The organism is Aeromonas sp. FDAARGOS 1418 (assembly GCF_019048585.1).
GTDB lineage: Bacteria > Pseudomonadota > Gammaproteobacteria > Enterobacterales > Aeromonadaceae > Aeromonas > Aeromonas caviae.
On record NZ_CP077387.1, the window covers coordinates 2107961 to 2133689 of the forward strand.

General features: G+C 61.9%; 23 protein-coding genes, 2 tRNA genes and 1 other annotated feature. Of the genes, 14 read left to right on the forward strand and 11 right to left on the reverse strand.

Features of this window, described 5'->3' with window-relative positions:
- Positions 1–40 precede the first annotated feature (40 nt).
- The 3 genes from ptsI to cysK all read right to left on the reverse strand — a co-directional run bounded on the left by ptsI (position 41) and on the right by cysK (position 3482).
- Entirely contained in the window at positions 41–1768 is a 1728-nt protein-coding gene (gene ptsI, locus I6L48_RS10065) for a phosphoenolpyruvate-protein phosphotransferase PtsI (RefSeq protein ID WP_041213301.1), read from the reverse strand.
- A gap of 44 nt (positions 1769–1812) precedes the next feature.
- Positions 1813–2070, reverse strand: coding sequence for an HPr family phosphocarrier protein (locus tag I6L48_RS10070; RefSeq protein ID WP_005303128.1), 258 nt, complete (start codon positions 2068–2070; stop codon positions 1813–1815).
- Positions 2071–2513: 443 nt separating this feature from the next.
- Positions 2514–3482, reverse strand: a complete 969-nt coding sequence (gene cysK / locus I6L48_RS10075; protein WP_041213300.1) for a cysteine synthase A — start codon at positions 3480–3482, stop codon at positions 2514–2516.
- Positions 3483–3645: 163 nt separating this feature from the next.
- On the opposite strand from cysK, the gene I6L48_RS10080 reads away from it, so the two are divergent.
- Genes I6L48_RS10080 through I6L48_RS10090 form a run of 3 tightly spaced genes read left to right on the forward strand, consistent with a single transcriptional unit; the run spans position 3646 to position 6829 of the window.
- Entirely contained in the window at positions 3646–4488 is an 843-nt protein-coding gene (locus tag I6L48_RS10080; protein WP_113069913.1) for a MoxR family ATPase, read from the forward strand.
- On the forward strand, positions 4489–5652 hold the full coding sequence (locus I6L48_RS10085) for a VWA domain-containing protein (protein WP_113069914.1): 1164 nt from the start codon (positions 4489–4491) through the stop codon (positions 5650–5652).
- Between the two features lie 55 nt (positions 5653–5707).
- The gene (locus tag I6L48_RS10090; protein ID WP_039039348.1) at positions 5708–6829 is read left to right on the forward strand and encodes a beta-ketoacyl-ACP synthase III; all 1122 of its coding nucleotides are present in this window, start codon (positions 5708–5710) and stop codon (positions 6827–6829) included.
- A 70-nt stretch (positions 6830–6899) separates the two neighbouring features.
- Here the strand turns inward: I6L48_RS10090 and tsaA are convergent, their stop codons facing one another.
- On the reverse strand, positions 6900–7604 hold the full coding sequence (tsaA, locus tag I6L48_RS10095; protein WP_111736035.1) for a tRNA (N6-threonylcarbamoyladenosine(37)-N6)-methyltransferase TrmO: 705 nt from the start codon (positions 7602–7604) through the stop codon (positions 6900–6902).
- A 305-nt stretch (positions 7605–7909) separates the two neighbouring features.
- Between tsaA and I6L48_RS10100 the strand changes: the two genes are divergently transcribed.
- Complete coding sequence (locus I6L48_RS10100) at positions 7910–8905, forward strand: NAD-dependent epimerase/dehydratase family protein (RefSeq protein ID WP_113069915.1); 996 nt, start codon at positions 7910–7912, stop codon at positions 8903–8905.
- Between the two features lie 70 nt (positions 8906–8975).
- Here the strand turns inward: I6L48_RS10100 and I6L48_RS10105 are convergent, their stop codons facing one another.
- The 4 genes from I6L48_RS10105 to cydD form a co-directional block, all read right to left on the reverse strand.
- Positions 8976–9362: a DUF488 domain-containing protein gene (locus tag I6L48_RS10105; protein ID WP_104454513.1), complete on the reverse strand. Its 387-nt coding sequence runs from the start codon at positions 9360–9362 to the stop codon at positions 8976–8978.
- An 8-nt stretch (positions 9363–9370) separates the two neighbouring features.
- Complete coding sequence (gene rcsF / locus I6L48_RS10110; RefSeq protein WP_216988014.1) at positions 9371–9742, reverse strand: Rcs stress response system protein RcsF; 372 nt, start codon at positions 9740–9742, stop codon at positions 9371–9373.
- Between the two features lie 108 nt (positions 9743–9850).
- Positions 9851–11596, reverse strand: a complete 1746-nt coding sequence (gene cydC / locus I6L48_RS10115) for a cysteine/glutathione ABC transporter ATP-binding protein/permease CydC (protein ID WP_216988015.1) — start codon at positions 11594–11596, stop codon at positions 9851–9853.
- Complete coding sequence (gene cydD, locus I6L48_RS10120) at positions 11589–13364, reverse strand: cysteine/glutathione ABC transporter permease/ATP-binding protein CydD (protein ID WP_042864200.1); 1776 nt, start codon at positions 13362–13364, stop codon at positions 11589–11591. The genes cydC and cydD overlap by 8 nt, the downstream gene beginning before the upstream one ends.
- Positions 13365–13565: 201 nt before the next feature.
- On the opposite strand from cydD, the gene I6L48_RS10125 reads away from it, so the two are divergent.
- Both I6L48_RS10125 and I6L48_RS10130 read left to right on the forward strand, forming a co-directional pair.
- Positions 13566–13639, forward strand: a tRNA-Gly gene (locus I6L48_RS10125).
- 94 nt (positions 13640–13733) lie between these two features.
- Positions 13734–13808: transfer RNA gene (locus tag I6L48_RS10130), tRNA-Gly, on the forward strand.
- Between the two features lie 147 nt (positions 13809–13955).
- Here the strand turns inward: I6L48_RS10130 and arcA are convergent.
- Positions 13956–14675 (reverse strand): two-component system response regulator ArcA, encoded by a 720-nt coding sequence (gene arcA / locus I6L48_RS10135; RefSeq protein ID WP_010673581.1) that lies wholly within the window; start codon positions 14673–14675, stop codon positions 13956–13958.
- 385 nt (positions 14676–15060) lie between these two features.
- Here arcA and I6L48_RS10140 point away from each other — a divergent pair, with 385 nt between their 5' ends.
- Together I6L48_RS10140 and I6L48_RS10145 are read left to right on the forward strand one after the other, a co-directional pair.
- Positions 15061–15459 (forward strand): DUF3293 domain-containing protein, encoded by a 399-nt coding sequence (locus I6L48_RS10140; protein ID WP_216988016.1) that lies wholly within the window; start codon positions 15061–15063, stop codon positions 15457–15459.
- A gap of 107 nt (positions 15460–15566) precedes the next feature.
- Complete coding sequence (locus I6L48_RS10145) at positions 15567–16046, forward strand: putative 4-hydroxy-4-methyl-2-oxoglutarate aldolase (protein ID WP_048208766.1); 480 nt, start codon at positions 15567–15569, stop codon at positions 16044–16046.
- 3 nt (positions 16047–16049) lie between these two features.
- Here I6L48_RS10145 and I6L48_RS10150 read toward each other — a convergent pair whose 3' ends face one another.
- A complete protein-coding gene (locus tag I6L48_RS10150; RefSeq protein WP_039039355.1) occupies positions 16050–16526 on the reverse strand; it encodes a hypothetical protein in 477 nt (158 codons plus the stop codon).
- Between the two features lie 166 nt (positions 16527–16692).
- Between I6L48_RS10150 and I6L48_RS10155 the strand changes: the two genes are divergently transcribed.
- A complete protein-coding gene (locus I6L48_RS10155) occupies positions 16693–17082 on the forward strand; it encodes an META domain-containing protein (RefSeq protein ID WP_039039356.1) in 390 nt (129 codons plus the stop codon).
- Positions 17083–17184: 102 nt separating this feature from the next.
- On the opposite strand, the gene aceK is transcribed toward I6L48_RS10155, so the two are convergent.
- Positions 17185–18912, reverse strand: a complete 1728-nt coding sequence (gene aceK, locus I6L48_RS10160) for a bifunctional isocitrate dehydrogenase kinase/phosphatase (protein WP_104454506.1) — start codon at positions 18910–18912, stop codon at positions 17185–17187.
- A gap of 195 nt (positions 18913–19107) precedes the next feature.
- Here aceK and I6L48_RS10165 point away from each other — a divergent pair, with 195 nt between their 5' ends.
- The 5 genes from I6L48_RS10165 (at position 19108) to I6L48_RS10185 (ending at position 25329) form a co-directional block, all read left to right on the forward strand.
- Positions 19108–19815: a tRNA/rRNA methyltransferase gene (locus I6L48_RS10165; protein ID WP_039039357.1), complete on the forward strand. Its 708-nt coding sequence runs from the start codon at positions 19108–19110 to the stop codon at positions 19813–19815.
- Positions 19816–19883: 68 nt separating this feature from the next.
- Positions 19884–20018: a sequence feature (Thr leader region), on the forward strand.
- 57 nt (positions 20019–20075) lie between these two features.
- Positions 20076–22535 carry a bifunctional aspartate kinase/homoserine dehydrogenase I gene (gene thrA / locus I6L48_RS10170; RefSeq protein WP_216988017.1) on the forward strand — a complete coding sequence of 820 codons (2460 nt, stop codon included), beginning with the start codon at positions 20076–20078 and terminating at the stop codon, positions 22533–22535.
- Position 22536: 1 nt separating this feature from the next.
- Positions 22537–23529, forward strand: coding sequence for a homoserine kinase (gene thrB, locus I6L48_RS10175; protein WP_029314022.1), 993 nt, complete (start codon positions 22537–22539; stop codon positions 23527–23529).
- Positions 23526–24800, forward strand: coding sequence for a threonine synthase (thrC, locus tag I6L48_RS10180; protein WP_128345245.1), 1275 nt, complete (start codon positions 23526–23528; stop codon positions 24798–24800). Before thrB ends, thrC begins: the two co-directional genes overlap by 4 nt.
- A gap of 103 nt (positions 24801–24903) precedes the next feature.
- Positions 24904–25329 (forward strand): DUF4440 domain-containing protein, encoded by a 426-nt coding sequence (locus I6L48_RS10185; protein ID WP_216988018.1) that lies wholly within the window; start codon positions 24904–24906, stop codon positions 25327–25329.
- Positions 25330–25729 lie beyond the last annotated feature (400 nt).

Consider the following 25729-nt stretch of genomic DNA (forward strand, 5'->3'; position numbering starts at 1 on the left):
AAAAGCTCCTAGAGATGATTGTCGCTGTTTGCAGCCGATCTTAGCAGACTGCCTTCTGCTTAATAAAGTTATCTACGCACGCTTCGATTTCGGCTGCGGTGGCAAAGCTCAGCGCCTGGTCGGCCATGGCCTTCACATCTTCGAAGTTGGTGTTGCGGATAAGCTTCTTGATACGCGGTACAGAGATGGCGCTCATGGAGAACTCATCCAGACCCATACCCAGCAGCAGCAGGGTGGCGCGTTCGTCACCAGCCAGTTCACCGCACATACCGGTCCACTTGCCATTGTCATGGGAAGCGTCGATCACCATCTTGATCAGGGTCAGGACGGAGGGTGACAGCGGGTTGTACATGGCGGAAATCATCTCGTTACCACGGTCGACAGCCAGGGTGTACTGGGTCAGGTCGTTGGTACCGATACTGAAGAAATCCACTTCCTTGGCCAGATGATGAGCCATCACGGCCGCGGCCGGGGTCTCGATCATGATACCGACTTCGATGGATTCATCAAAGGCTTTGCCTTCGGCACGCAGTTCGGCTTTCAGCGTCTCCACGGTAGCCTTCAGGCTGCGGAACTCTTCGACGGAGATGATCATCGGGAACATGATGCGCAGTTTGCCGAAGGCAGACGCACGCAGGATGGCCCGCAGCTGGGCGTGCATAATGTCGGTGCGATCGAAGAAGATACGCACGGCACGCCAGCCCAGGAAGGGGTTCATCTCTTTCGGGAAATTCATGTAGGGCAGTTCTTTGTCGCCGCCGATGTCCATGGTACGGACGATGATCGGTTGATCCGGCATGGCTTCGGCCACTTCTTTGTAAGCCTTGAACTGCTCGTCTTCGGTCGGCAGCGCGTCACGGTCCATGAACAGGAACTCGGTACGGTACAGACCCACGCCTTCGGCGCCGTTGCGGATGGCGCCTTCGGTATCCTTGACGGTCCCGATGTTGGCGCACACTTCGACCTGGTGGCCATCCAGAGTGATGGCAGGCAGGTCTTTGAGCTTGGCCAGCTCGTCCTTCTCGGCCTGGAACTGGGCCTGGAACTTCTTGGCTTCGTTCAACTGGTCGGCGGTCGGGTTGATGATGACCTGGTTGTTGATCGCATCCAGCACCAGCATGTCACCGTTCTTGACGCGCTCGGTGATGTCGTTGGTGCCCACGACGGCCGGCAGCTCCAGGGAGCGGGCCATGATGGAGGTGTGGGAGGTACGGCCACCGATGTCGGTGACGAAGCCCAGTACGTATTTCAGGTTGATCTGAGCGGTTTCAGAGGGGGTCAGGTCTTTGGCGACCAGGATGACCTCTTCGTCGATGGTGCTCAGGTTGACAACGGCGATGCCCAGTACGTTCTTGACCAGACGGGTGCCGATGTCACGGAAGTCGGTGGCGCGCTCACGCAGATAGGGGTCATCCAGATCGGCCATCATCTTGGCGTACTGTTCGATCACCTCGTGAACGGCTCTGTCGGCAGAGGCCTTGTGTTCTTTGATGAAGGATCTGATATCCCCTTCCAGCTCTTCATCTTCGAGCAGCATGATGTGGCCTTCGAAGATGGCCTCTTTTTCTTCACCGAAGGTGCGACCGGCCATCTCTTTGATGGCTTCCAGCTGTGCGGCTGACTTGGTGCGGGCTTCGAGGAAGCGGTTGATCTCGGCATCAATCTGTTCGGCGGGAATCTTGCCCTGATTGATAACGATTTCATCTTCTTTCAGAAGAAGCGCCTTGCCGAATGCGATACCGGGGGACGCAAGAATGCCAGATATCATAATCCTTCCTATTAAAACGACTGTGGGGGAGGAATAAAGCTGGATTACTCCAGCTCGTCCATCAGGGCAACCAGCTTCTCAACGGCTTTCTGAGCGTCCGGGCCGTCAGCCTGGATGGTCACGTTGGTGCCTTTGGTCAGACCCAGGGTCTGGAGCTTGAACAGGCTCTTGGCGCTGGCGGATTTGCCACCGGAGACCACAGTGATCTCGCTTTGGAATTCTTTGGCTTCTTTCACGAACTGAGCTGCAGGACGGGTGTGCAGGCCGTTTTCAGCAGTAATAACAACAGACTTCTCGTACATGGTTTCACCCCATATTATTGATATTGTTTGGAGAGATGGTCGCCAATGAGGCTTCCTGTCTCACCGTGTCAGTATGGATATGTTGTAAAGTAACGAAATCAGACCTGCAATGGTTTAATCCAGGTCAATTTTCTGTGCAGTATTCGGCGTCGTGGACAGGTATTTTTTCGCTATCAGGCTGCAAGCCGCGTCAGGCCTGGCCTGAAATTATTTTATAACGAAAAATAACACTTTGTTACCTTGTGATACCTTGCCAGCAAACACCTCGTGACGCCGCACAGGATATGAGATTTATCACAGAATGTCTGCTTTTTTTGTCATATCCAAGTTTGTTATTTTACCCCAAAAAATAAGGGGCCGAGTGGCACTGGTGGCTAGAGAGTTTAGCGCATAATGAAAACGGCGCTCCGAGGAGCGCCGTCGTTTTGGTGTTGGCTGATCAACTACTGCTGCAATTCCTGCTCGCTGAACACACCGGCGAAGAGGGCGCTGGAGAGGTAACGCTCGGCGGCGCTCGGCAGGATGACGACAATCGTTTTCCCTTCGAACTCCGGCAGCTCGGCCAGACGGTTGGCAGCGACCACGGCAGCGCCGGAGCTGATACCGGCCAGGATCCCTTCCTCTTCCATCAGGCGGCGGGCCATCTCGATGGCTTCGTCACTGCTAACCTGCTCGACGCGGTCCAGCAGGCTCAAATCCAGGTTGCCCGGGATGAAGCCGGCGCCGATGCCCTGGATCTTGTGGGGACCGGGCTTTATCTCTTCACCCGCCAGTTTCTGGCTGATGACGGGAGATTCGCTGGGCTCGACCGCCACGGAGACGATGGCCTTGCCTTTGGTCTTCTTGATGTAGCGGGAGACCCCGGTGATGGTGCCGCCGGTGCCGACGCCCGCCACGAACACATCCACCTCGCCATCGGTGGCGTCCCAGATCTCGGGGCCAGTGGTCTGCTCGTGGATTTCCGGGTTGGCCGGGTTTTCAAACTGTTGCAGCAGCACGTACTTGCCCGGCTCGGATTCGAGGATCTCGTTGGCCTTGGCGATGGCGCCCTTCATGCCGAGGGGACCTTCGGTCAGTACCAGGTTGGCACCCAGGGCCTTGAGCAGTTTGCGGCGCTCGAGGCTCATGGTAGCCGGCATGGTCAGGGTGATGGGATAGCCGCGGGCCGCAGCCACGAATGCCAAGGCAATGCCCGTGTTGCCGCTGGTGGGCTCGATGATCTCCTTGCCCTTGGTCAGCACGCCGCGTTTCTCGGCATCCCAGATGAGGTTGGCACCGATCCGGCACTTGACGCTGAAGCTCGGGTTGCGGCTCTCGATCTTGGCCAGCACGCGGCCCTTGGTAACACGGTTGAGACGAACAAGCGGGGTGTTGCCTATGGTCTGGCTGTTGTCCTCAAAAATTTTGCTCATGGTGCTATCCCTGTGTTTGTTAAGGCGATGAAACAAGATTACCCTGTGGTTTCTGAATGAGAAGTGACGAATCGTTATAACAATATGTTATTACAACATATAGAACTTATTCTCTCTTGCCGAGGGGGCTCCCGCTGCCTGGGCATCCAATGGAAGGGATCTCATGGGATTTGCAGGAAGCGACCGCTATCTCGCATCACAGGCACTGAAGATGGCCGTCGATGCCGCCATCGTGCTGGAGAAGCCGCTGCTCATCAAGGGTGAGCCCGGTACGGGCAAGACAGTGCTGGCGGAGGCGGTGGCCGAGTCCCTGGGCGCCGAGCTCATCAGCTGGCACATCAAGTCCACCACCAAGGCCCAGCAGGGGCTCTACGAATACGATGCCGTCGCCCGGCTGCGAGACTCCCAGCTCGGTGACCCCAGGGTAGGGGAGATTGGCCACTACATCCGCCGGGGCAAGCTGTGGCAGGCCTTCAGCGCAGAGCAGCGGCCAGTGCTGCTCATCGATGAAATCGACAAGGCGGACATCGAGTTTCCCAACGATCTGCTGCAAGAGCTGGATCGGATGGAGTTCGATGTCTACGAGACCGGCGAGCGCGTGAAGGCGCGCCAGCGACCCGTGGTCATCATCACCTCCAACAACGAAAAAGAGCTGCCGGACGCCTTCCTTCGTCGCTGTTTCTTCCACTACATCCGCTTCCCCGACAAGGCCGAGATGCAGGCCATCGTCAAGCTCCACTACCCAAACCTCAAGGAGAGCCTGCTCGGTGAGGCGATGGAGCTCTTCTTCGAGCTGCGTGCGGTAGAGGGGCTGCGCAAGAAGCCGTCCACCTCCGAGCTGCTGGACTGGATCCGGCTGCTTTTGGCCGACGATATCGCCCCCGAGGCGATGCGCACCCGCGAGCCGGGCAAACTGGTGCCTGCCCTCTACGGCGCCCTGCTCAAGACCGAGCAGGACCTGCATCTGTTTGAGAAGCTCGCCTTCCTGGCGCGCCGCGGCGGCTGAATGCTCATCGACTTCTTCCTTCACCTGCGCCGCCACAAGCTTCCTTGCAGCCTGCGGGAGTTGCTCGACCTGCACGGGGCGCTGGCAGCCAGACTGGCCAGCCTCGACATGGACGAGTTTTACCAGCTATCCCGCTGCCTGCTGGTGAAAGACGAGGCGCACTACGATCGCTTCGATCGCGCCTTCGCCGAGTATTACGAAGGATTGGCCGCCATCCCCCTGTTGCCGGAGAGCCTGCCTGACGACTGGCTGCGCCAGGAGTTCGAGCGACTGTTAAGCCCGGAGGAGAAGGCGTTGCTCCAATCCCTCGGCGGGCTCGACCAGCTGCTGGAGACCCTCAACCAGCGGCTAAGCGAGCAGAAAGCGCGCCACGCGGGCGGCAACAAGTGGGTCGGCACCGGGGGCAGCAGCCCGTTCGGTCACGGCGGCTATCACCCGGAAGGGATCCGCATGGGGGGAGAGGGCCAGCACGGGCGGGCGACCAAGGTGTGGGAGGCGCGCCACTTTCGCAACTTCAGTGACGACTCGCCCCTGGGGCAGCGCGCCATCCAGCTCGCCCTGCGCAAGCTCAGGCGCTGGGTGCGCCGGGGCAATCCCGACGAGCTGGATCTCGACGACACCATCCAAAGCTCGGCCAGGCAAGGTTGGCTCGATGTGAAACTGCGGCCCGAGCGCCACAACGGGGTCAAACTGTTGGTCTTCTTCGACGTGGGGGGCTCCATGGATGCCCACGTGGCCGAGGTGCAGCGCCTCTTCTCGGCCCTGCGCCACGAGTTCAAGCACCTGGTGTTCTTCTATTTTCACAACTGCCTCTACGACTTCGTCTGGCAGGACAATGCCAGGCGCCTTGATGATCGGCTCGATACCCTGCGGCTGCTGCGCACCTACGGCAGCGACTACAGGGTGATGGTGGTGGGGGATGCGAAGATGGGCCCCTATGAAATCACCTGGCCAGGTGGCAGCGTAGAGTACTGGAACGAGGAGCCCGGCCAGGTGTGGCTCGGGCGCCTGCAACAACATTTCCCCAAGATGGTGTGGGTCAATCCGCTGCCAAGGCAGGAGTGGCTGTGGCACCCCTCCATCAAGTTGATGAACGAATTGATCGGCGGGCGGATGCACCCGCTGACCCTGGCGGGTCTGGCTGCGGCCATCGACCAGCTGTGACCCTCTGAACCCTAAAAAACAGACAAGCCGGGATTGCACCCGGCCAGGAGCAAAGATGACCTCTATCGTAATCAGTGGCTCAGGCCTCTATACCCCTCCCTTTGCCGTCAGCAATGAAGCGCTGGTGGCGGCCTTCAACCAGTACGTGGATCTCTACAACGAGGAGAACGCCTCCGCCATCGATGCAGGGCAGCTGCCTGCCAAACAGCACTCGAGCTGCGAGTTCATCGAGAAGGCCTCCGGCATCAAGAGCCGCTATCTGGTGAGCAGCGAGGGGGTGCTGGATCCCGACATCATGCAGCCGCTCATGGCGGAGCGCCCGGACGATCAGCCCTCCATCATGGTGGAGATGGCGGTGGCGGCCGCCGAGCAGGCGCTGATTGCCGCCGGTCGTGAACCGGGGGAGATCGATCTTGTCATCGTCGCTGCCTCCAACATGCCGCGCCCCTACCCGGCGCTGGCCATCGAATTGCAGCACTATCTCGGCGCGAGCGGCCTGGCATTCGACATGAACGTGGCCTGCTCTTCCGCCACCTTCGGGATCAAGACCGCCGCAGACATGCTGGCGGCAGGCACCGCCCGGCTGGCGCTGGTGGTCAATCCGGAGATCTGCTCGGGTCACCTCAACTTCCGCGATCGGGACAGTCACTTCATCTTTGGGGATGCCTGTACCGCCGTGCTGCTGGAGCGGGAGGCCGATTGCCAGGTGGCCAACCCCTGGCAACTGGTGGCCAGCAAGCTGGTGACCCAGTACTCCAACAACATCCGCAACAACTTCGGCTTCCTGAACCGGCTCAGCCCGCGCACCCGCTACGGCGACGACAAGCTGTTCCGCCAGCAGGGGCGCAAGGTGTTCAAGGAGGTGCTGCCCCTGGTGTGCGATCAGATAGCCTCCCAGCTGGCGGAGCAGGGATGGGCGGCCGATGGCTTGAGCCGGCTCTGGCTTCATCAGGCCAACCTCACCATGAACCAGTTCATCGGTCGCAAGTTGCTGGGCCATGACGCCAGCCAGCAGGAGGCGCCTGTCATCCTCGACCGCTACGGCAACACCAGCTCGGCGGGTTCCATCATCGCCTTCCACCTCTTCAACCAGGATCTGCCGAGCGGGGCTCGCGGGGTGCTCTGCTCCTTTGGGGCCGGTTACTCCATCGGCAGCCTGCTGCTGCAGCGGCGCTGAGCACCCTGTTTTGCCCATAAAAAAGCCACCCGGAAGGGTGGCTTTTTTCATGCTGCCAGAGAGGCTTTTTTCAAGCGGGTTCGATGGCCAGTACCTGACATTGCGGTTCTTTTATCTGAAATCGCACGTTCACATCGAACAATCTGACACCGTACACCTTGTCATCCGGCTTGCCCTTCTTGTAAGCAGGGCGGGGATCCTGGGCCAGCACCTCCCTCACCAGTTCGCGCAGCTCCGGGTGGGCCTTGAGCCAGGGGGCGAGCTGCTGCTCGGCCTGGGCGCTGAAGCTCACCGCCAGCGGCGGGGTGGGGGCATCGGGGGCGAAACCGCCACGGGCGTGGGGCAGGCTGTCGGCATAGGGGACATAGGGCTTGATGTCGACGACCGGGGTGCCGTCGAGCAAGTCCACGGCGCCCAGCTCGAGCCAGAGCTTGCCGCGCTCACGTCCCACCCCGTGCAGCTCGACCACGGAGAGGCCAAGGGGGTTGGGGCGGAAGGTGGAGCGGGTGGCAAAGACCCCGACCCGCTCGTTGCCGCCGAGGCGCGGCGGGCGCACCGTCGGGTGCCAGCCCTGATCCATGGTCTGGTGAAACACGAAGCTGATCCAGAGATGGGAGAATTGCTCGATGCCGCGCAGCGCATCGGGCTGATCGTAGGGAGGAAGCAGTTCGAGGCGGGCGCGAGCCGCGCTGACCAGGCCGGGCTGGCGGGGTATGGCGAACTTCTCCTTGTAGGGAGAGCGGATGATCCCTAGGGTATCGATATCGAACTTCATGGCGGATCCTGGCTGAAAACCCGGGCAATGTAGCACAGGCACGCCGAAAACGCAGGGGGAGTACCAGGACGCGGCCCCTGTGATCCCGATCCCAGACCCGGTGCCCGGGGACTGTGTCCTGGTGCCAACTTGCGTAGGGTGGGGCGGCAAAAGGGGTGGCGGGGGAGCGGACAAGGAATCTGCGGCCCGCACCATGACGATATGCCTGGCGGCATCAGGGCGTGTGCTCACCATGCCAGGCCATGGCCGTTTCGGCTGCCCGTGGAGGGGCTGCAAGGAGAGGGCGCCATAGAGGAGAGACAGGGATGAAATTGTTGATTATCGGCGGCACCGGCTTTCTGGGTCGCCACCTGACCACGCTGGCCCTGGATTGGGGGCACGAGGTGACGCTGTTCAATCGCGGCCACCGCCAGCACCCGGATTGGCGGGAGCTGACCCAGCTTCACGGGGACAGAGACGGGGACCTGGCCCCCTTGCGGGGCGAAGGGCGGCACTGGGATCTGGTCATCGACACCTGCTGCTATCGCCCCGAACAGGCCGAAGGGCTCTCTGACGCTCTGCTGGGGCGCTGTGATCGGCTCATCTTCATCTCCACCATCAGTGTCTATCGCGATTTTTCCCAACCCGGCATGGATGAGTCGGCCCCCCTGCACGAGATGGCAGGAGCGCCCACCGACTACGGCCCCCTCAAGGTGCTGTGCGAGTCGGTGTATCGCGCCCGCTGGGGAGATCGCCTGTGCACCCTGCGCCCCGGCGTGCTCTGCGGCCCCTTTGACCCGACAGCTCGTCTTGCCTGGTGGGTGAGGCGGGTGCAGCGGGGCGGGCACTGGCTCTTGCCGGGGCTGGGGGAGGACAGGCTGCAATACCTGGATGTGCGCGACTGCGCCGAGTTCGTGCTGCGGGCTGCCGAGCAGCGACTCGCTGGGTGCTTCAACCTGATCAAGCCCGGCATCGCACTGAACGACTGGGTGGAGCGCCTCGCTGCCCGGCTGACGCCAGCGACCCCCTTGCAGCTCGAGTGGGCTCCCTGGCGTGACCTGATGGCGGCAGGGGTGGCGCCCTGGCAAAGCTATCCCACGCTGCTGCCAAACGAGCTGCCCGAGTATGCTGGGTATGGCACCATCAGCGCCGAGGCCGCCATCGTCCATGGCCTGAACTTTCGCCCTCTGGAGGAGACGGTTGACGATCTGGTGGTATGGCTTGCCAGCAACCCCCGGGGGCCGCTGCCAGGCATGACCCCTGATGAGGAACAGGCCCTGCGACGAGGGGGGGAGCTTCCCCTGTCATCGAATGCGTACTAGCCGACATCATAAAGAAGAGGGCACCCCAGGGTGCCCTCTTCTCATGTGGGGTGTTCATCCATGACGGGGCTCAGCGCAGCAATGCCCCCGCGTCGGCCAGCAGGGTTCTCAGCACACTGCGATGGCAGCGGGACTCCTGTTCGCAGTAGCACCCCACCGAGAAATGGGTGGTGTGGGAGAGGGCAGCCAGCAGGGCCAGATCGTGCCTCGCGGCCGGGGCGGCCATCTCGGCCTTGTACTGCTTGCAGAAGGCGGTCCACCGGGCCGGGGTGTCGGCAGTCTGACCGAGTTTCATGGTCTCGGCGCTGGGGGCCAGATTGGGGAACCAGACGTCGTACCAATCCTGGCTGGCGAACGCCGCTTTGGGCACGCCGCGAGGGGGGCGACGCACGGTGCCGATGCGAAGCCCCTCATCCTCGAGGCGGGGGCTGCCGAGTCGCACGATGGCGATCGCCATGGCAGGACTTACTTCTCTTCGGCCACTTTCAGCGCCTGACCGTAGCAGATCACCTGCTTCAGGCAGCCGGGCACGTCGCTGAACTCGGCGCACTTGTCGAAGCTGACGCCGTTGCCCCCCATGTCCGCCACGCGGCGGCGGGCCAGGGTGCGGGCTTCACCGGCATTGGGCACCGCCTGGTTGGCATCGCTCTGGCAGGATTCCCCCTCGACGGTGCCGAGGTAGAGGTAGTTGAGGTCGGCGAGCTCGCTCTGCTCGTAGACCCGCACGCTCCCCGGCTTGAAGTACTCGTCGAAGTTTTCCTTGTCCAGATTGCTGTTGAAGGCGAAGTCGGCGCAACCGGAGGCAATCAGGGGCATCATCAGGATCAGGCGTTTCATATCGGCATCTTGTTGGGTGGCGAGTGGGCCATTATAGGGGGCAGTCGCCGATGGCGACCAGCCCCATTTTTAGCCATATCAATGGATTGTAGCGAGACGACTCCCGGATCAGGCGGGAGCCAGTCGCCGGTGCAGGCTGCGGTAGTGATCATCTTCCAGTAGCTCCTGGTGGGGGGCACACAGACGGATGCGACCCTCTTCCATCAGGGCTACCCTGTCCATCCGTTCCAGCCCCAGCAGGCGGTGGGAGATGAGAAGCTGGGTGCGATCCGCCCCCAGGGTCAGCAGCAGATCCATGATCTCCCGTTCGGTCTGGGTATCGAGCCCTTCGGTGGGCTCGTCCAGCAGCCAGAGCGGTGCATCGTGGAGCAGGGCGCGGGCGATGCCGATGCGGCGGCGCTCCCCGCCGGAGAGCGGACGCCCGCCATCCCCGAGCCAGGCATCCAGTCCCTGTTCGGCCTGCTCACCCTCATCGTGGAGCAGAGTTCCGAGCCCCACCTGGGTGAGCACCTCGATGAGCCGTTCGTCGCTGGCTCCGGGGGCGGCCAGGGTGAGGTTGCCACGCAGGGTATCGGCAAACAGGTGGACCCGCTGGCTCACCACGGAGCAGGAGGCGCGCAGCGCCTCTTCGCTGTAATCGGTGAGGGGCTTGCCATCGAGCAGGATCTCCCCCGATAGGGCCGTCCATTCCCGGGTCAGCAATCCCATCAGGGTGGACTTGCCACAGCCGGTTTGCCCCAGCAGCGCCAGCTTCTCCCCGGCATGCAGTTGCAGGGTGCACCCTTGCAGCACGGGAGCATCCTGGCCTGGATAGGTGAAATGCAGGTCGCTTATCTGCACGGCACCCCGGGCAGCGGGGGCTTGCTGTGCTCCCCACTCCGGCGCCTTGGCCTCTTGCAGGATCTCGTTGAGACGGCGGGCGGAGGTGAGGCTGGTGGAGAGGTGCTGGAAGGCACCGGCCAGCGGCAGCAGCGCCTCGAAGCTTGCCAGGGTAGCGAACACCATGAGTGCCGTGATGGGGTCAGGGGCACTGCCACCGACGCCGTGACCGGCCAGCCAGAGCATCAGGGTCAGAGTCCAGCCGCTCAGCAACTGCACCGAGAAGGCGGCCAGGCCGCTGACGCGGGCCATGCGGGCCTGGGCCCGGATCAGGGCCTGCTCCGCCTGCTGCAATCCGGTGAGCGCCTCGGGAGCGGCGGCGAACATCTGCAGTTCGGCTTGGCCGTCCAGATAGTCCACCATGCGGGTACGCAGGTTGGACTTCTCGGCGATGAGCTGGCGGCCCGGCGCGCGCCCGGCAAAATAGAAGACCAGGGGCAAGGCCAGCATGCCAAAGAGCAGAATGGCTCCCAGCGTCAGCGCCAGGCGACCATCGAAGAAGGAGAGGAAGAAGACCAGCCCGGCGCAGCTCAGCAGCGCCGCCCCAATGGGGGTGATGAGGCGCAGATAGACGTGATCCATGGCATCGATGTCGGCCACCAGACGGTTGAGCAGGTCAGCCTGGCGAAAACCGGCAAGGGAGCCGGGGGAGAGAGGGGAGAGCTTTTGCCAGAACCAGACCCGCAGCCGGGTCAGCACCCGGAAGGTGGCGTCGTGGCTCACGACCCGCTCGCCCCAGCGACTGGCGGTGCGCACGATGGAGAAGAAACGCACGCCCCCCGCAGGGGTCATGTAGTTGAAGGTGTCTCGGGTGGCGACCGCCAGCCCGGCGACGGCGGCGGCGGAGAGGAACCAGCCGGAGAGGGAGAGCAGGCCCATGCCGGCCACCAGGGTGACCAGGGCCAGCAGCAGGCCGATGGAGAGGCTGAGCCAGTGCTGGCGATAAAGGCGCAGGAACGGCAATAGATCAGTCATCGAGAGAGTCTCCGAAACCTTGGGATTGCGACAGGAGGCGGGCGAAGGGGCCCTGGGCCTCGCCGAGTGCGGCAAAACGTCCCTGCTCCACCAGCTTGCCGTGCGCCAGCACCAGGATGTTGTCCATCTGGCTGAGCTGATCGAGGCGGTGGGTGATCATCAGCAGGGTCTGACCTTGTGCGGCCTGTTCGAGGGCGCTCATGACGGCCCGCTCAGAATGGCGATCCAGGCTGGCAGTGGGTTCATCCAGCACCATCATCTGGGTCGTCTTGAGCAGGGTGCGGGCAAGGGCGATGCGCTGGGCCTGGCCGACGGAGAGACCGCCCGCCTGATCCCCGACCCGATAGTCCAGCCCTTTCTCATTGACGAACTCCCAGGCCTGGGCGCGCTTGAGCGCGGCTTCCAGCTCGGCGTCGCTGGCGGATGGTCTGGCCAGCAGCAGGTTGTCCCGCAGGGAGCTGTGGAAGAGTTGGGGATTCTGGGAGAGCCAGCCTAGCTGCTGGCGCCACTGGCTGATGTCCAGGGTACGAAGCTCCACTCCGTTGACGCACAGGGAACCGCGATAGGGGGCAAAACCGAGCAGGGCATTGACCAGGGAGCTCTTGCCCGCGCCGCTGATGCCGACCAGGGCGGTGCGCGTGCCGGCTTCCAACGTGAAATCGAGGGGACCGACCAGCACCTTGCCCTCGGCGCTCAGCACTTCCAGGCTGCGGGCTTCTACCTTGACGGGGCCATCCGCATGGAAGGGGAGCGTCCCGGAGGCGGGTTCGCTCACGTCGGCCTCGAGAAATTCCAGCAGTTGTTCGGCGGCGCCAATGGCCTGTGCCTTGGCGTGATAGTGGGCACCGAGTTCCCGCAGCGGCGCGTAGAACTCGGGGGCGAGGAAGAGCACGAACAGGCCGGTAAAGAGGGTGACCTTGACGCCATAGCTGCCAAAGTTGAGGTGATCGATGTAGGAGAAACCGAAGTAGACGGCCACCAGGGCCACCGCGATGGCGGCGAAGAACTCCAGCACGGCCGTGCTCAGGAAGGCGAGGCGCAGCACCTCCATGGTGCGCTCGCGAAAATCTTCCGATGCATCGCGGATGGCCTCCCCTTCCGCCCGGGTACGCATGAAAAGCTGCAGGGTGCGCAGTCCCTTCAGGCGATCGAGGAAGTGGCCTGAGAGGCGCGCCAGCGACTGGAAGTTGCGGCGGTTGGCATCGGCGGCACCCACCCCCACCAGGATCATGAAGAGAGGAATGAGGGGGGCCGTGCCGAGCAGAATGAGGCCCGCCGCCCAGTTGACCGGGAACACGGAGACCAGGATCACCAGGGGAATAAAGACGGCGATGGCCATCTGGGGCAGATAGCGGGAGAAGAAGTCCTGCATCTCTTCGATCTGCTCGAGCAGCAGGCTGGCCCAGCTACCGGCGGGACGACGCTGGATATAGGCAGGGCCGAGCCTGGCGAGGCGGGTGAGCACCAGCTCGCGGATGGCCTGGCGAACCGCACTGCCCGCCTTGAAACTCGCCACCTCGCGGCCATAGGCCAGGGCCGCCTTGGTCAGGGTCACCAGCAACAGACTGATGAAGAGGGGGGCGGAGTGCTCCGGCGTGGAGCCTTCGATGATGAAACCGTGCAGCAGGGTCGCCAGCAACCAGGCCTGCATCACCATCAGGACGCCCTGACCCAGCCCGAAGGCGATGGAGATGCCGATCCAGCGCCGACCATGGCCCGATTGTTTGCGCAACCAGCCATAGAGATGTTTCTGTCTGTTCTTGTCCATTACCACCCTCCTCAAACGAGTGGCGCAAGACTATCGTCGCCCCCACGGCTTGGCAACCTTGCAGAACCGGGCGGAGGAACATCATTGTGTGAAAAATCGGCTTCATGCTCATTAGTTGGCCGAACAGCTTGATTTATGGCAAAAAATGCGAGGTCGGTGATTGCGCTCGGCGGCAAAATGCATATAGTAGAGGCCACTGACGCGGGTGTAGTTCAATGGTAGAACGGTAGCTTCCCAAGCTGCATACGTGGGTTCGATTCCCATCACCCGCTCCACATTCCAGATAGCGGCACGCGCCGTTGTCCATATCAGCCAGATGGCTGTCTGTCGTGGGGATTCCCCATCACACCAAGCACGTTTTGATGCCTAGCGGGCATCGTATAATGGCTATTACCTCAGCCTTCCAAGCTGATGATGCGGGTTCGATTCCCGCTGCCCGCTCCAGTCTTCACACAAAAAGCCCACTCCTGCGAGTGGGCTTTTTGTTGTCTGTTTTTTGATGCCGGCGAGAGTGCCAGAGCGGCCAAGCTGAAAGGCGCAGACATGGAAAAGGCGCCACAGGGCGCCTTTTCAACTCGGGAGTGGGGAGGATTACTCCTGCTCCAGCTCGCCGCAGAAGCGATAGCCTTCGCCATGGATGGTGGCGATGATCTCCGGGGTGTCGCCCACGCTCTCGAAGTGCTTGCGAATACGGCGGATGGTCACGTCCACGGTGCGGTCGTGGGGCTTGAGTTCGCGGCCGGTCATCTTCTTGAGCAGCTCGGCACGGGTCTGGATCTGGCCGGGGTTCTCGCAGAAATGCAGCATGGCGCGGAACTCGGAGCGGGGCAGCTTGAACATGTCCCCTGCCGGGCTGACCAGGGCGCGGCTGTTGATGTCCAAAGCCCAGCCATTGAACAGATAACGTTCTACCAGCTTCTTCTCTTCGCCACCGGCGGCCACGTTCATGGTGCGACTCAGCAGGTTGCGGGCACGGATGGTCAGTTCACGGGGATTGAACGGCTTGGTGATGTAGTCATCTGCGCCGATCTCCAGCCCCAGGATCTTGTCCACTTCGTTGTCGCGACCGGTCAGGAACATCAGGGCGATGTTGTCATCTTCACGCAACTCGCGCGCCAGCAGCAGGCCGTTCTTGCCCGGCAGGTTGATGTCCATGATCACCAGGTTGATGGTGTGGCTGGTCAGGGCCTGGTGCATCTCGTCACCGTTGTTGGCTTCCAGCACGATGTAGCCTTCGGCTTCGAAGATGCTCTTGAGGGTGTTGCGGGTGACCAGCTCGTCTTCGACGATCAGAATATGTGGTGTTTGCATGAGTATTCCCAGATTCTTATCAGTTAATTATCGAAATTTTAACACTCTTTGGCGTTATCCGACCGGTCCTGAAAATTTATTACGTCATCCTGGGTATGAATATCAGGTCGAATCATCGCGAATTTGGTAACTATGTCGGCAAGCATCCCTGTGCCGTACATGGGCTCTCAACAAGTCTGAACAAGAGAAGCCCGGAGAGGTAGTCCATTACAAAAGTTGCTGCATTTTATCAGTTAACAGGCGCATAACAACACTCTTTGCCGTCAGATAGCAACTTTTTAACTCAGCTTTGATATAAGTCAATCCCCGAGTTCGCTGCATCATACTTGGGCTGACCCGCTTTTTCGCCCTTAATAAATGTAATGGGATGTAACATGTGGTTGACATGACTTTGTGGGAAAACTACAGAAAAGTGTGCTTCATCGCCCCCTTTGCGCCTCCCAACTGCCCAGCCTATGCCATTGTCACGGCCTGGAACCCGGCCAGCCGGTGGGTGGGGCTGCGCCGCAATGCCCGTCGCCAGCGAGCCCTTGTCCGGCAAGTGGGCGACTGTCCCGTCATGGGAGAGGTCTGGGGGAGCGATGAGGATGAGCGCTGGCAGGAGGCGTCGTTGTTGTTGCCGCTTTCGCTGCCAGAAGCGATCCGGCTGGCCGCCCGATTTGGCCAGAATGCCCTCTATTGGGTGCGTGAAGGAGAGCTCTGGCTGGTGCCCGTGTTGCTGGAAGGGCCGCCCTGTCATCTGGGGGCGCTTGCGTCCCGCTGGCGGCTCAGGCCTTCGGGCTGACATGGCCCCCCGCCATCCGCACAGGGCACCCGGCCGGTGGATTGTCAGCGCCCCGACATGATGAAAGAATGAGCGGACACATTTCACTCCATGGAAGGATGATGATCATGCTGGACCTGCTGCCCGACCTTTGCGATGAACATGGCGACGCCCTTAGGATCGCTGACCCCCTGTTTCAGGACTATGGCGGCAAGGCGCTGTTTTACGGCGAGGCCGTGACCCTCTCCTGCTTTGAAGACAACAGCCTGGTGCGTGATCTGGTCAATCGTCCCGGCCATGGCAAGGTGATGGTGATCGACGGGGGCGGCTCCCTGCGTCGGGCGCTGCTCGGGGATCAGCTGGCCATCAAGGCGGTGGAGCAGGGGTGGGAGGGGATCCTCATCAATGGTGCCGTGCGGGATGTGGGGACGCTGGCGACCCTGGCGCTGGGGGTCAAGGCCCTGGCCCCCTGCCCGGTCAAGACCGAAAAACGGGGCCTGGGCACGCTGGACACCGTGGTCTCTTTTGCCGGAGTGACCATAGCGCCCGGCGACTATGTCTACGCCGATCTCAACGGTGTGCTGGTGAGCGGCGCCAGGCTCCTCTGAACCTCAGAAGTTGAAGCCCACTCCCAGAGTGAGAAAGTGTTCCGTGCTGAAGGCACTGAGTCCGTAATTGGCGGTGATGGCCAGGGAGGGGGTCACCAGCAGGCTGCTGTTGAGCTCAACCAAGGTGCTGGCCTTGCTCACCTCCAGTTGCTTGAGCTGGCTGCCGATGTTGAGTGACGGGGAGAGGCGATAGCGCACCCCAGAGCTGATATTGAACCCGGCCTGCCCGCTTTGGGGGCCGATGGCGGGGCCGGCCTCCATATAGAGGCTGATGTCATCCTGAAGCGGGTATTGATAGCCGGTATTGATGAGCCAGAGGTCGAAGTTGTCGCCAAGATGGCTCTGGTTGCCGAGCAGTACGCCGGAATAGCTTTTGACGTAGAGCGGGTTGTCCGATTCGGTCTGGAGAAAACTCCAGTCGGCGGCCTGAGCCGAAAAGACGAGGCTGGATGCCATGGCGATGACGAGAGACTTGACCATTCGTTTCCCCTCCCTGGGTCCGAACAGGACTACAAGCATGGCACATGCCAGCGGGGAGTAAAGGGAACCCCGATCACAATAAAAGAGTTTTGATTGACGCCGCAGTCATGGTACACAGGCCCCTCACTCCGTGTCGTTACGACACGCTCCATCACGAGGTGAACTGATGAACAACAAACTGATCCTGCTGGCCGCTCTGGCCCTGGGAGGCTGCGCCATGACTACGGGTTCCACGCTGGCACAATTGCAGGCATCGACCTGGCAACTGCAAGGGGCGAGCGGTGATACCTTCACCCTGCAGGTCGCCGGTGACAAGGTGGCGGGCAAGGGCGGCTGCAACCGCTACTTTGGCGGCATCACAGAGCAGGGTGACGGCGTGTTGACGCTGGGCGCCATGGGTTCGACGCGCATGATGTGTGCGGGGGATCTGGCCGGCAAGGAGATGAACTACCTGCAGACCCTGGAGAAGGTGGCGAGCTTCCAGATCAGCGGCAAACAGCTGGTGCTAAAGGATGCCGACAAGGCCACCTTGCTGACCTTTGACGCCGTGAAATAAGCCGGGATCTCGTCAAAGGCTGTCGCAGGCGGCCCCTGCGCCAGCGTGCAGAAGAATGTGAAAAGGGACGCCATGGCGTCCCTTTTTGTGCCTGATGCCGGGTCATCCCCCTCGCTGGAAGCGAAACCGCTTCTTGCGCCGGTAGGGATAGACATCCTCGAACATCCCCTCCTTGATGTTGCTCTGCAGCATCTTCCAGTAGTTGGCGTCGAAGAGCTCCTTGTGCAACTGCATCATGATCTCCCGCACCTGGGGTTTTTGCAGCAGAAAGGTGGCGAACTCCTCCGGGAAGATGTCGTTGGGTGCCACCGAATACCAGGGTTCGGCGCTCCACTCGTCCTCCGGGTAGCGCGGTGGCGGGATCTGGCGGAAGTTGCACTCCGTCATGTAGCAGATCTCGTCGTAGTCGTAGAAGACCACCCGGCCGTGGCGAGTCACCCCGAAGTTCTTGAACAGCATGTCGCCGGGGAAGATGTTGGCCGCCGCGAGCTGGCGGATGGCGTTGCCGTACTCTTCCAGGGCGAGGCGGGTCTGCTGTTCGTCCGCCTGATCCAGATAGAGGTTCAGGGGGATCATCTTGCGCTCGGTGTAGAGGTGTTTGATCACCAGCTTGTCGGCGGTGAGGGTAAGCGCAGAGGGGGCCACCGCCTTGAGCTCGGCCAACAGCTCCGGCGAGATGCGATCGAGGGGAAACTCGAAGTTGGTGAACTCTTGGGTATCTGCCATGCGGCCCACTCTATCGTGCTGTTTTACCAGCCGGTATTTCTCCTTCACCTGCTCGTGGCTCACCTCCTTGGGCGGGGTAAACTCGTCTTTTATTACCTTGAACACCACATCGTAGGAGGGGAGGGTGAACACGCTCATCACCATCCCCTTGATGCCGGGCGCAATGACGAACTGCTCCCGGCTCTGGGCCAGGTGCTGCTGGTAGTGACGATAGAGCTCGGTCTTGCCGTGTTTCTGGCAGCCGATGGCGTTGTAGATTTCATAGTCCGGCTTGCGGGGCATGATCTGGCGAAGGAAGGCCACAAAGAGCGCCGGTACCGGGGCATAGACCATGAAGTAGGCGCGGGCGAAGCCGAACACGATGGAGGCAAGCTCCGGCTCGAAGATGACGGTGTCCACATAGATGCTCTGACCGGTGCTGAGCAAGGGCAGGATGAAGGGGTAGACTTCGCCCTTCACCCGGATGAGCCCCACCAGATAGGCTCCCTTGTTGCGATAGAACACTTCCCTGAGCAGTTCGATGGCGAAGGGCTCCTCGTGCAGGATGGCCGGGCCGCTCTCTGCCAGATGGCGGTGGATGTCCATGATGTCCCGCTGCTTGTCTTCGAAAGGGAGAGTGAAGCTGTAATCTCCGAGCAGCTGGCTCAGGGTCTGGGGCAGGTGGGAGAGATCGGTGCGATAGATACGCAGCAAGGATCCCAGATCAGGCTTGTCACCCCGGCTCACGAAGGGGTGGATATAAAGGTTCTCGTCGCGGATGTTGCGATGGCGGAAGATGCGGCGATAGACGGAATTGAAGAAGGACTCAGCCACCTCGAAGTTCTCGCAGCGGGGCAGGAGGTCGCTGAAGGCGCCTTTCACCTGCTTGAGCAGGGCCTGGGTCGGCAGCTGCTCCCCCATCATCTGTTTGATCTGCGCCGTGGTGGCGCCGACATGGTGATCATAGAGGCGGATGCGCTCTCGACCGGCGAGCTGCACCCCCAGCCAGTCGCTGTTCTCGAAACGGCTCTTGCTGCCCTGGGTTATCTCGAGAAAGCGGCTGTAAAACGACTCAAAACGTTGCAGGATCGTCTCGGCGACCGCCTGCTCCAATGGCTGCTGCATCTCTCTCTTCCTTGTGATCTGTCGGGCCCATGGCGTCAGTGCCCTGAGGCGGCGGACTCGCGTCCAAGGCCACTATGGCAACATCCAAACATCTGTTCAAGTGGCAATATTTCGGGATAAACGGTAGATTGCGCCCCTGTTTTGCCGACGGTTCGCCGCAGTTCGCGGCGTCGGCCCCATCCTGGAGAGAACCCGATGAAACTCTATTTTGTGCTGGTGTCGCCCGCCCGTGCCGCCAACGTGGGGGCTGCTGCCCGCGCCATGAAGACCATGGGCTTCGATGCCATGCGACTGGTGGGGAGCCGGGTGCACGAAGAGGAGGAGGCGAGCTGGGTTGCCCACGGGGCGCAGGAGATCCTGACGGATGCGCAAGCCTTCGACACCCTGGAAGAGGCCCTGGCGGACATGGATCTGGTGGTCGCCACCACCGCCCGGCAGCGCGGCCGCTACCAGCACTACCTCACCCCGGCGGACATTCGCGACCAGATCCGGGCCAAGCCCTCCCTCGAGAAGGTGGCCATCGTGTTTGGCTGCGAGGAGTCCGGACTCTCCAACGAACAGCTCGCCCAGGTGGATCTCATCAGCTACCTGCCTCTCAAGGTCTCATACCCGTCCCTGAACCTGGGTCAGGCGATCATGCTGTATGCCTATGAGCTGAGTCCGCTGCTCGATGACCAGAAAGTGAGCGACGAGCAGGACGTAGCAGAAAATTTCGAGAGTGCCGGGCAGGTTCGCGTGCTGAAATCAAAAACAGCAGAATTGCTTGGTGAACTCGGAGTTTCGCAGGATGAAAAACTGCATCAATGGGTGATGGACCGGGTTCCCATGCTGCCGCAGCGGGATCTCAATATGCTCCATCTGCTCTGCAAAGACCTTGCCCGCAAGTTTGGCAAGGAGGTTTAGGTTGACAGCCCCTCGCCGGGCGCGGTATTGCTAACAACCAGATTCGTTCAAGAGTGTTCGTCATGCAGCTATTCACCAACGTCATCACCACCACCATTATTACCGGTACCACCACAGGTGGCACTGGGGCCGGTTGATGCGCTGACGAACAAGCACAGAAATCAGAAAAAGGCCCGTACCCACCCAGTACGGGCCTTTTTTGTTGGATTGTTTTTAGACCAATTAGCAGATCAATTTGCAGGGAATACAGGGAGATAGCGATGAGAGTGTTGAAATTTGGCGGGTCGTCACTGGCCGACGCAGAGCGTTTCTTGCGGGTTGCCGATATCGCGGTGAATACCCACGGCCAATCCCAGGTGGCCCTGGTGCTGTCGGCACCGGCCAAGGTGACCAATCACCTGGTCGCCCTGGTGGAACAGACCAGTCGCGGCATGGATGCAAGCAGTACCCTGTTCGAGATCAACGGCATCTTCTCCCGCCTGCTGGCGGGGCTCAAAGCCGCCTATCCCGCGCTGGATGACAAGGCGCTGCAGGCCCGTCTCACCGCCGAGCTGGATCAGGTCGAGCGGCTGATGCAGGGCATTCGTCTGCTGGGGCTGTGCCCGGACAACGTCCAGGCCCGCATCCTGAGCCGTGGCGAGAACCTCTCCATCGCCTTCATGCACGAGCTCTTGCGGGTGCGCGGCCTCGAGCTGGATCTCATCGTGCCCGAGCAGTTGCTGGTCACCGATGGCGGCTACCTCGAAGCCCATGTGGACATCGAAGCCTCCCGGGTGCGCTTCGCCGCCAAGGGCCTGCGCTCTGATTGTCTCTACCTGATGCCGGGCTTCACCGGTGGCAGCGACAAGGGCGAGACCGTGCTGCTGGGCCGCAACGGCTCCGACTATTCCGCAGCCGTCTTGGCCGCCTGCGTCGATGCCGAGTGCTGCGAGATCTGGACCGACGTGGAGGGCTGCTACAACTGCGACCCGCGCCTGGTACCGGATGCCTACCTGCTCAAAACCCTCTCCTATAAAGAGGCGATGGAGCTCTCCTACTTCGGTGCCAAGGTGCTGCACCCGAAGACCATCGCCCCCGTGGCCCAGTTCCACATTCCCTGCCTCATCAAGAACAGCTTCAACCCCCAGGGTCCGGGTACCCTCATCGGGGTCGATCAGGGGGATGACGATCTGAAGGTGAAGGCCATCTCGGATCTCTCCGGCATGTGCATGTTCAACGTCTCCGGTCCCGGCATGAAGGGCATGGTGGGCATGGCCGGTCGCATCTTCTCCGCCGTCTCCCGCGCCGGGGTCAGCATCGTGCTGATCACCCAGTCGTCCTCCGAGTACAGCGTCAGCTTCTGTATCCACAGCTACGACAGCGACAAGACCCGCAAGGTGCTGGAGCGCGAGTTCGAGCTGGAGTTCAAGAACCAGTTGCTGGACCCGCTCGAGATCATGACCGATCTGGCCATCATCTCCCTCATCGGTGACGGCATGCGCACTTCCAAAGGGATGGCGGCGCGCTTCTTCACCTCCCTGGCCCAGGCCTCCATCAACATCGTCGCCATCGCGCAAGGGTCGAGCGAGCGCTCCATCTCCGCGGTCGTGCGCTCCGGCAAGGTGGCGGAAGCCATCAAGGCGTGCCACCAGAACTTCTTTGGCAGCCAGCAGTTCATCGATCTCTTCGTGGTCGGGGTAGGCGGCGTCGGTGCGGCCCTGGTGGATCAGATTGCCCGCCAGCAGCCGGTACTGGCCGAGCAGGGCACCGGTCTGCGGGTGGTCGGCATCGCCAACAGCCGCCAGATGGCGGTCAACAAGGATGGTCTGGCCCTCGCCAACTGGCGTGAACAGCTGGTGGAAGCCCAGAGCAGCTTCAGCCTGGAGGCGGTGAAGAAGCTGGTGGAAGAGAGCCACCTCATCAACCCGGTGATCGTCGACTGCACCTCGAGCGAAGCCGTGGCCGTCCAGTACGCCGACTTCCTCGGGGCCGGCTTCCACGTGGTCACCCCGAACAAGAAGGCCAACACCGGGTCGCTGGATTACTACAAGGCGCTGCGTCGCACCGCCCGCCAAACCCGCCGCAAGTTCCTGTACGAGACCAACGTGGGCGCGGGCCTGCCGGTCATCGAGAACCTGCAAAACCTCATCAAGGCCGGTGACAAGCTGCGCGCCTTCGACGGCATCCTGTCCGGGTCGCTCTCCTTCATCTTCGGCAAGCTGGACGAGGGGATGGCCTTCTCCGAGGCTACCCAGATCGCCCGCGGCAACGGCTTCACCGAGCCGGATCCCCGCGATGACCTGAACGGCATGGACGTGGCTCGCAAGCTCCTGATCCTGGCCCGCGAGGCCGGCATGGCGTTGGAGCTCTCCGATGTGGAGGTGGAGCAGGCACTGCCGCCGGGCTTTGACGTGAGCGGCGACGTGGAAGCCTTCATGGCCCGCCTGCCCGAGGCCGACGGCTGGTTCCGCGACCAGTTCGCGGCGGCCCAGCGTGAAGGCAAGGTGCTGCGTTACGTCGGCTCCATCGAGGGTGGCAAGTGCAAGGTGGCCATCAAGGCGGTGGGTGGCGACGAGCCCCTGTTCAAGGTAAAAGACGGGGAGAACGCGCTCGCCTTCTTCTCCACCTATTACCAGCCCATCCCCCTGGTACTGCGCGGCTATGGCGCAGGGACCGAAGTGACCGCCGCCGGTGTCTTCGCCGACGTGCTGCGCACCCAGAACTGGAAGCAGGAGCTGTAACATGAGTTCAGAGATGAACCCGAATGTAGAAATCGGCGGCAGCGTGGTGGCCTATGCCCCGGCCTCCAGCGCCAACCTGAGCGTGGGCTTTGACGTCCTGGGGGCGGCGCTCGCCCCCGTGGATGGTTCCCTGCTGGGTGACCGCGTCCAGGTCAAATCGGCAGAGGTGCCTTTCGCTCTCTCCTCCGTTGGCCGTTACGCCCACAAGTTGCCGGACGACCCGAAAAAGAACATCCTCCACGACTGCTGGGTCGCCTATGGCGAGGCGCTTGAGAAGCGCGGCCTTGGTCTCAAGCCGCTGGAAATGGTGCTGGAGAAGAACCTGCCGGTGGGCTCGGGCCTGGGATCGAGCGCCTGCAGCGTGGTGGCGGCGTTGGAAGGGCTCAACGCCTTCCACGGTGCGCCCCTGAATGAACACGACCTGCTGCTGTTGATGGGAGAGATGGAAGGGAAGATCTCCGGCTCCGTCCATTACGACAACGTGGCGCCCTGTTATCTGGGCGGTATGCAGCTGGTGCTGGAGGAGGGGGGCGTCATCAGCCAGGGCATCCCGGTGTTTGACGAGTGGTACTGGGTGGTCTGCTACCCGGGCACCGTGGTCTCCACCGCCGCCGCCCGCGCCATCCTGCCGGCCCAGTATCGCCGCCAGGACTGCCTCACCTATGGCCGCCGGCTGGCCGCCTTCGTGCATGCCAGCTACAGCCGCCAGGAAGGGCTGGCCGCCAGCGTCCTGAAAGACGTCATCGCCGAGCCTTATCGCGCGGCCCTGATTGAAGGCTTCAACGAGGTGCGGGCCCAGGGGGCCCAGAACGGGGCGCTGGCCACCGGCATCTCGGGGTCCGGTCCCACCGTGTTCGTGGTGATGAAGGATCTGGCCCAGGCCGAACGCATGAAAGAGTGGATGGAAGCGCACTTCGTGCGCAATGAAGATGGATTTGCCCGGGTCTGCAAACTGGACATGGCCGGGGCACGGGTAACAGGAAGCGAGCTATGAATCTTTACAACATCAAGGACAAGAGTGAACAGGTGAGCTTCGCCCAGGCGGTGCGTCAGGGTCTGGGCCGCGAGCAGGGGCTCTTCTTCCCAGAGACCCTGGAGCCGCTGGCCGACGTGGATGCCCTGCTGGATCTGCCGCTGGCCGAGCGCTCGGCCCGCATCCTGAGCCACCTGCTGGGTGACGAAGTACCGGCTGCCAAGGTGAGCGAGCTTATCGACGCCGCTTTCACCTTCCCGGCGCCTCTGGTGAAGCTCAAAGACGGCACCTATGCCCTCGAGCTGTTCCACGGCCCGACCCTGGCGTTCAAGGATTTCGGCGGCCGCTTCATGGCCCAGTGTCTGGCTGCGTTCAGAACCAATGACAAGATCACCATTCTCACCGCCACCTCCGGCGACACCGGTGCCGCCGTGGCCCACGCCTTCTACGGCCTGGAGGGGATTGAAGTGGTGATCCTCTACCCCAAGGGCAAGATAAGCCCCTTGCAGGAGGCGCTGTTCTGCACCTTAGGCGGCAACATCCGCACCCTCGCCATCGACGGTGACTTCGATGCCTGCCAGGCGCTGGTCAAAGATGCCTTCGACGATGAAGGGCTCAAGACCGCCATCGGCCTCAACTCCGCCAACTCCATCAACATCAGCCGCCTGCTGGCCCAGGTTTGCTACTACTTCGAAGCCGTGGCCCAGCTGCCGAAAGCCGATCGCGCCAAGGCGGTCATCAGCGTGCCGTCCGGCAACTTCGGCAACCTCACCGCGGGTCTCATCGCCAAGGCGCTGGGGCTGCCGGTGAAGCGCTTTATCGCCGCCACCAACGCCAACGACACCGTGCCGCGTTACCTGAAAACCGGCCAGTGGGAGCCGCACCAGACAGTCGCGACCCTGTCGAACGCCATGGACGTGAGCCGCCCCAACAACTGGCCGCGGGTGGAAGAGCTGTGCCGTCGCAAGGGCTGGGCGCTGGAAACCTTGGGCTCAGGGATGCGTGATGATGCCCAGACTCGCGACGCGCTCAAACGCCTGCATCAGCTGGATTACCTGTGCGAGCCCCACGGGGCGATTGCCTGGGATCTGCTGAACGAGCAGCTTGGGCAAGACGAGGTCGGTGTGTTCCTCTGCACCGCCCATCCGGCCAAGTTCAAGGAGTCGGTAGACGAGATCCTGAATCTGGATGTGCCGCTGCCGGGCCCGCTCGCCAAGCACGCCGCGCTGCCGCTCCTGTCTCACGATCTGCCCGCTGACTTTGGCCGCCTCAAGACCTTCCTGCTCGGTTAAGCCGCCATGAGACGCTGACGATCCCCCGCTTTTTCACGAGAGCGGGGGATTTTTTTATGTCCGGTATTGATGTCCGGTATACCCCTGAAACAAGGAGCACGGCATGAGCCCGCATCCCCTTCGCACCCTGATCGAGACCTGTGACGCCGCCATCTCCCGGCGCGACTTCGACGCCCTGATGACCTTCTACGCCGAAGACGCCGCCCTGGTGGTCAAACCCGGCATGGTGGCGCGCGGCATTCCCGCCATCCGCCGCGCCTTCACGGCCATCTCCGATTACTTTGACGGCCGGCTTGAGGTGACCCAGGGGGCCATGGAGGTGATCGAGGGGGCCGACAACGCCCTGGTGATCATGGAGACCCGGCTGCGCTACCCGGACGCGCAAGGCGGCATGGTGGACGAGACCCGCCGCGCCACCTATGTGTTTCGCAAAGAGCCCGGCGGGCAGTGGCGCTGCACGGTGGACAACTCCTACGGCACCACGCTGCTGGGGGCGCAGCAGCCCGGCGAGCGGCCTGCAACTGACTAGCGCAGTCACACTGGCTCGACGTAGCCAGTGTGCGTGTATAGCGTGCGTAATCAAGGCTCACCATCAAGGCCGTGCTGCCAGACCGGTTAGTCAGATTGAGTAGCCAGATTGAGTAGCAAGAGCCAAGCCATCCAGGCCGGGGAACCCGAGCCGCACGCAGGGCACCGCTCTGCCTGGGAGGGGGCATCACAGCGCAGCCCACGGCGCAACTCCCCGTTTTGGTTGTGCCTCACAACCTGCTGGCAGAAAGTGCACCGACAGTGATTGCTGCGACATTTTTACGAATCTGGTTTGCACTCTCGTTGTTATTCTCGCCCCTGGCAGCACAACCCTGTCTGTGGGTCATTTCCAGCCCCCCGTGGCCCGTTGACCCGGTCTGCCGTGGCTGCTAATCAGGGGA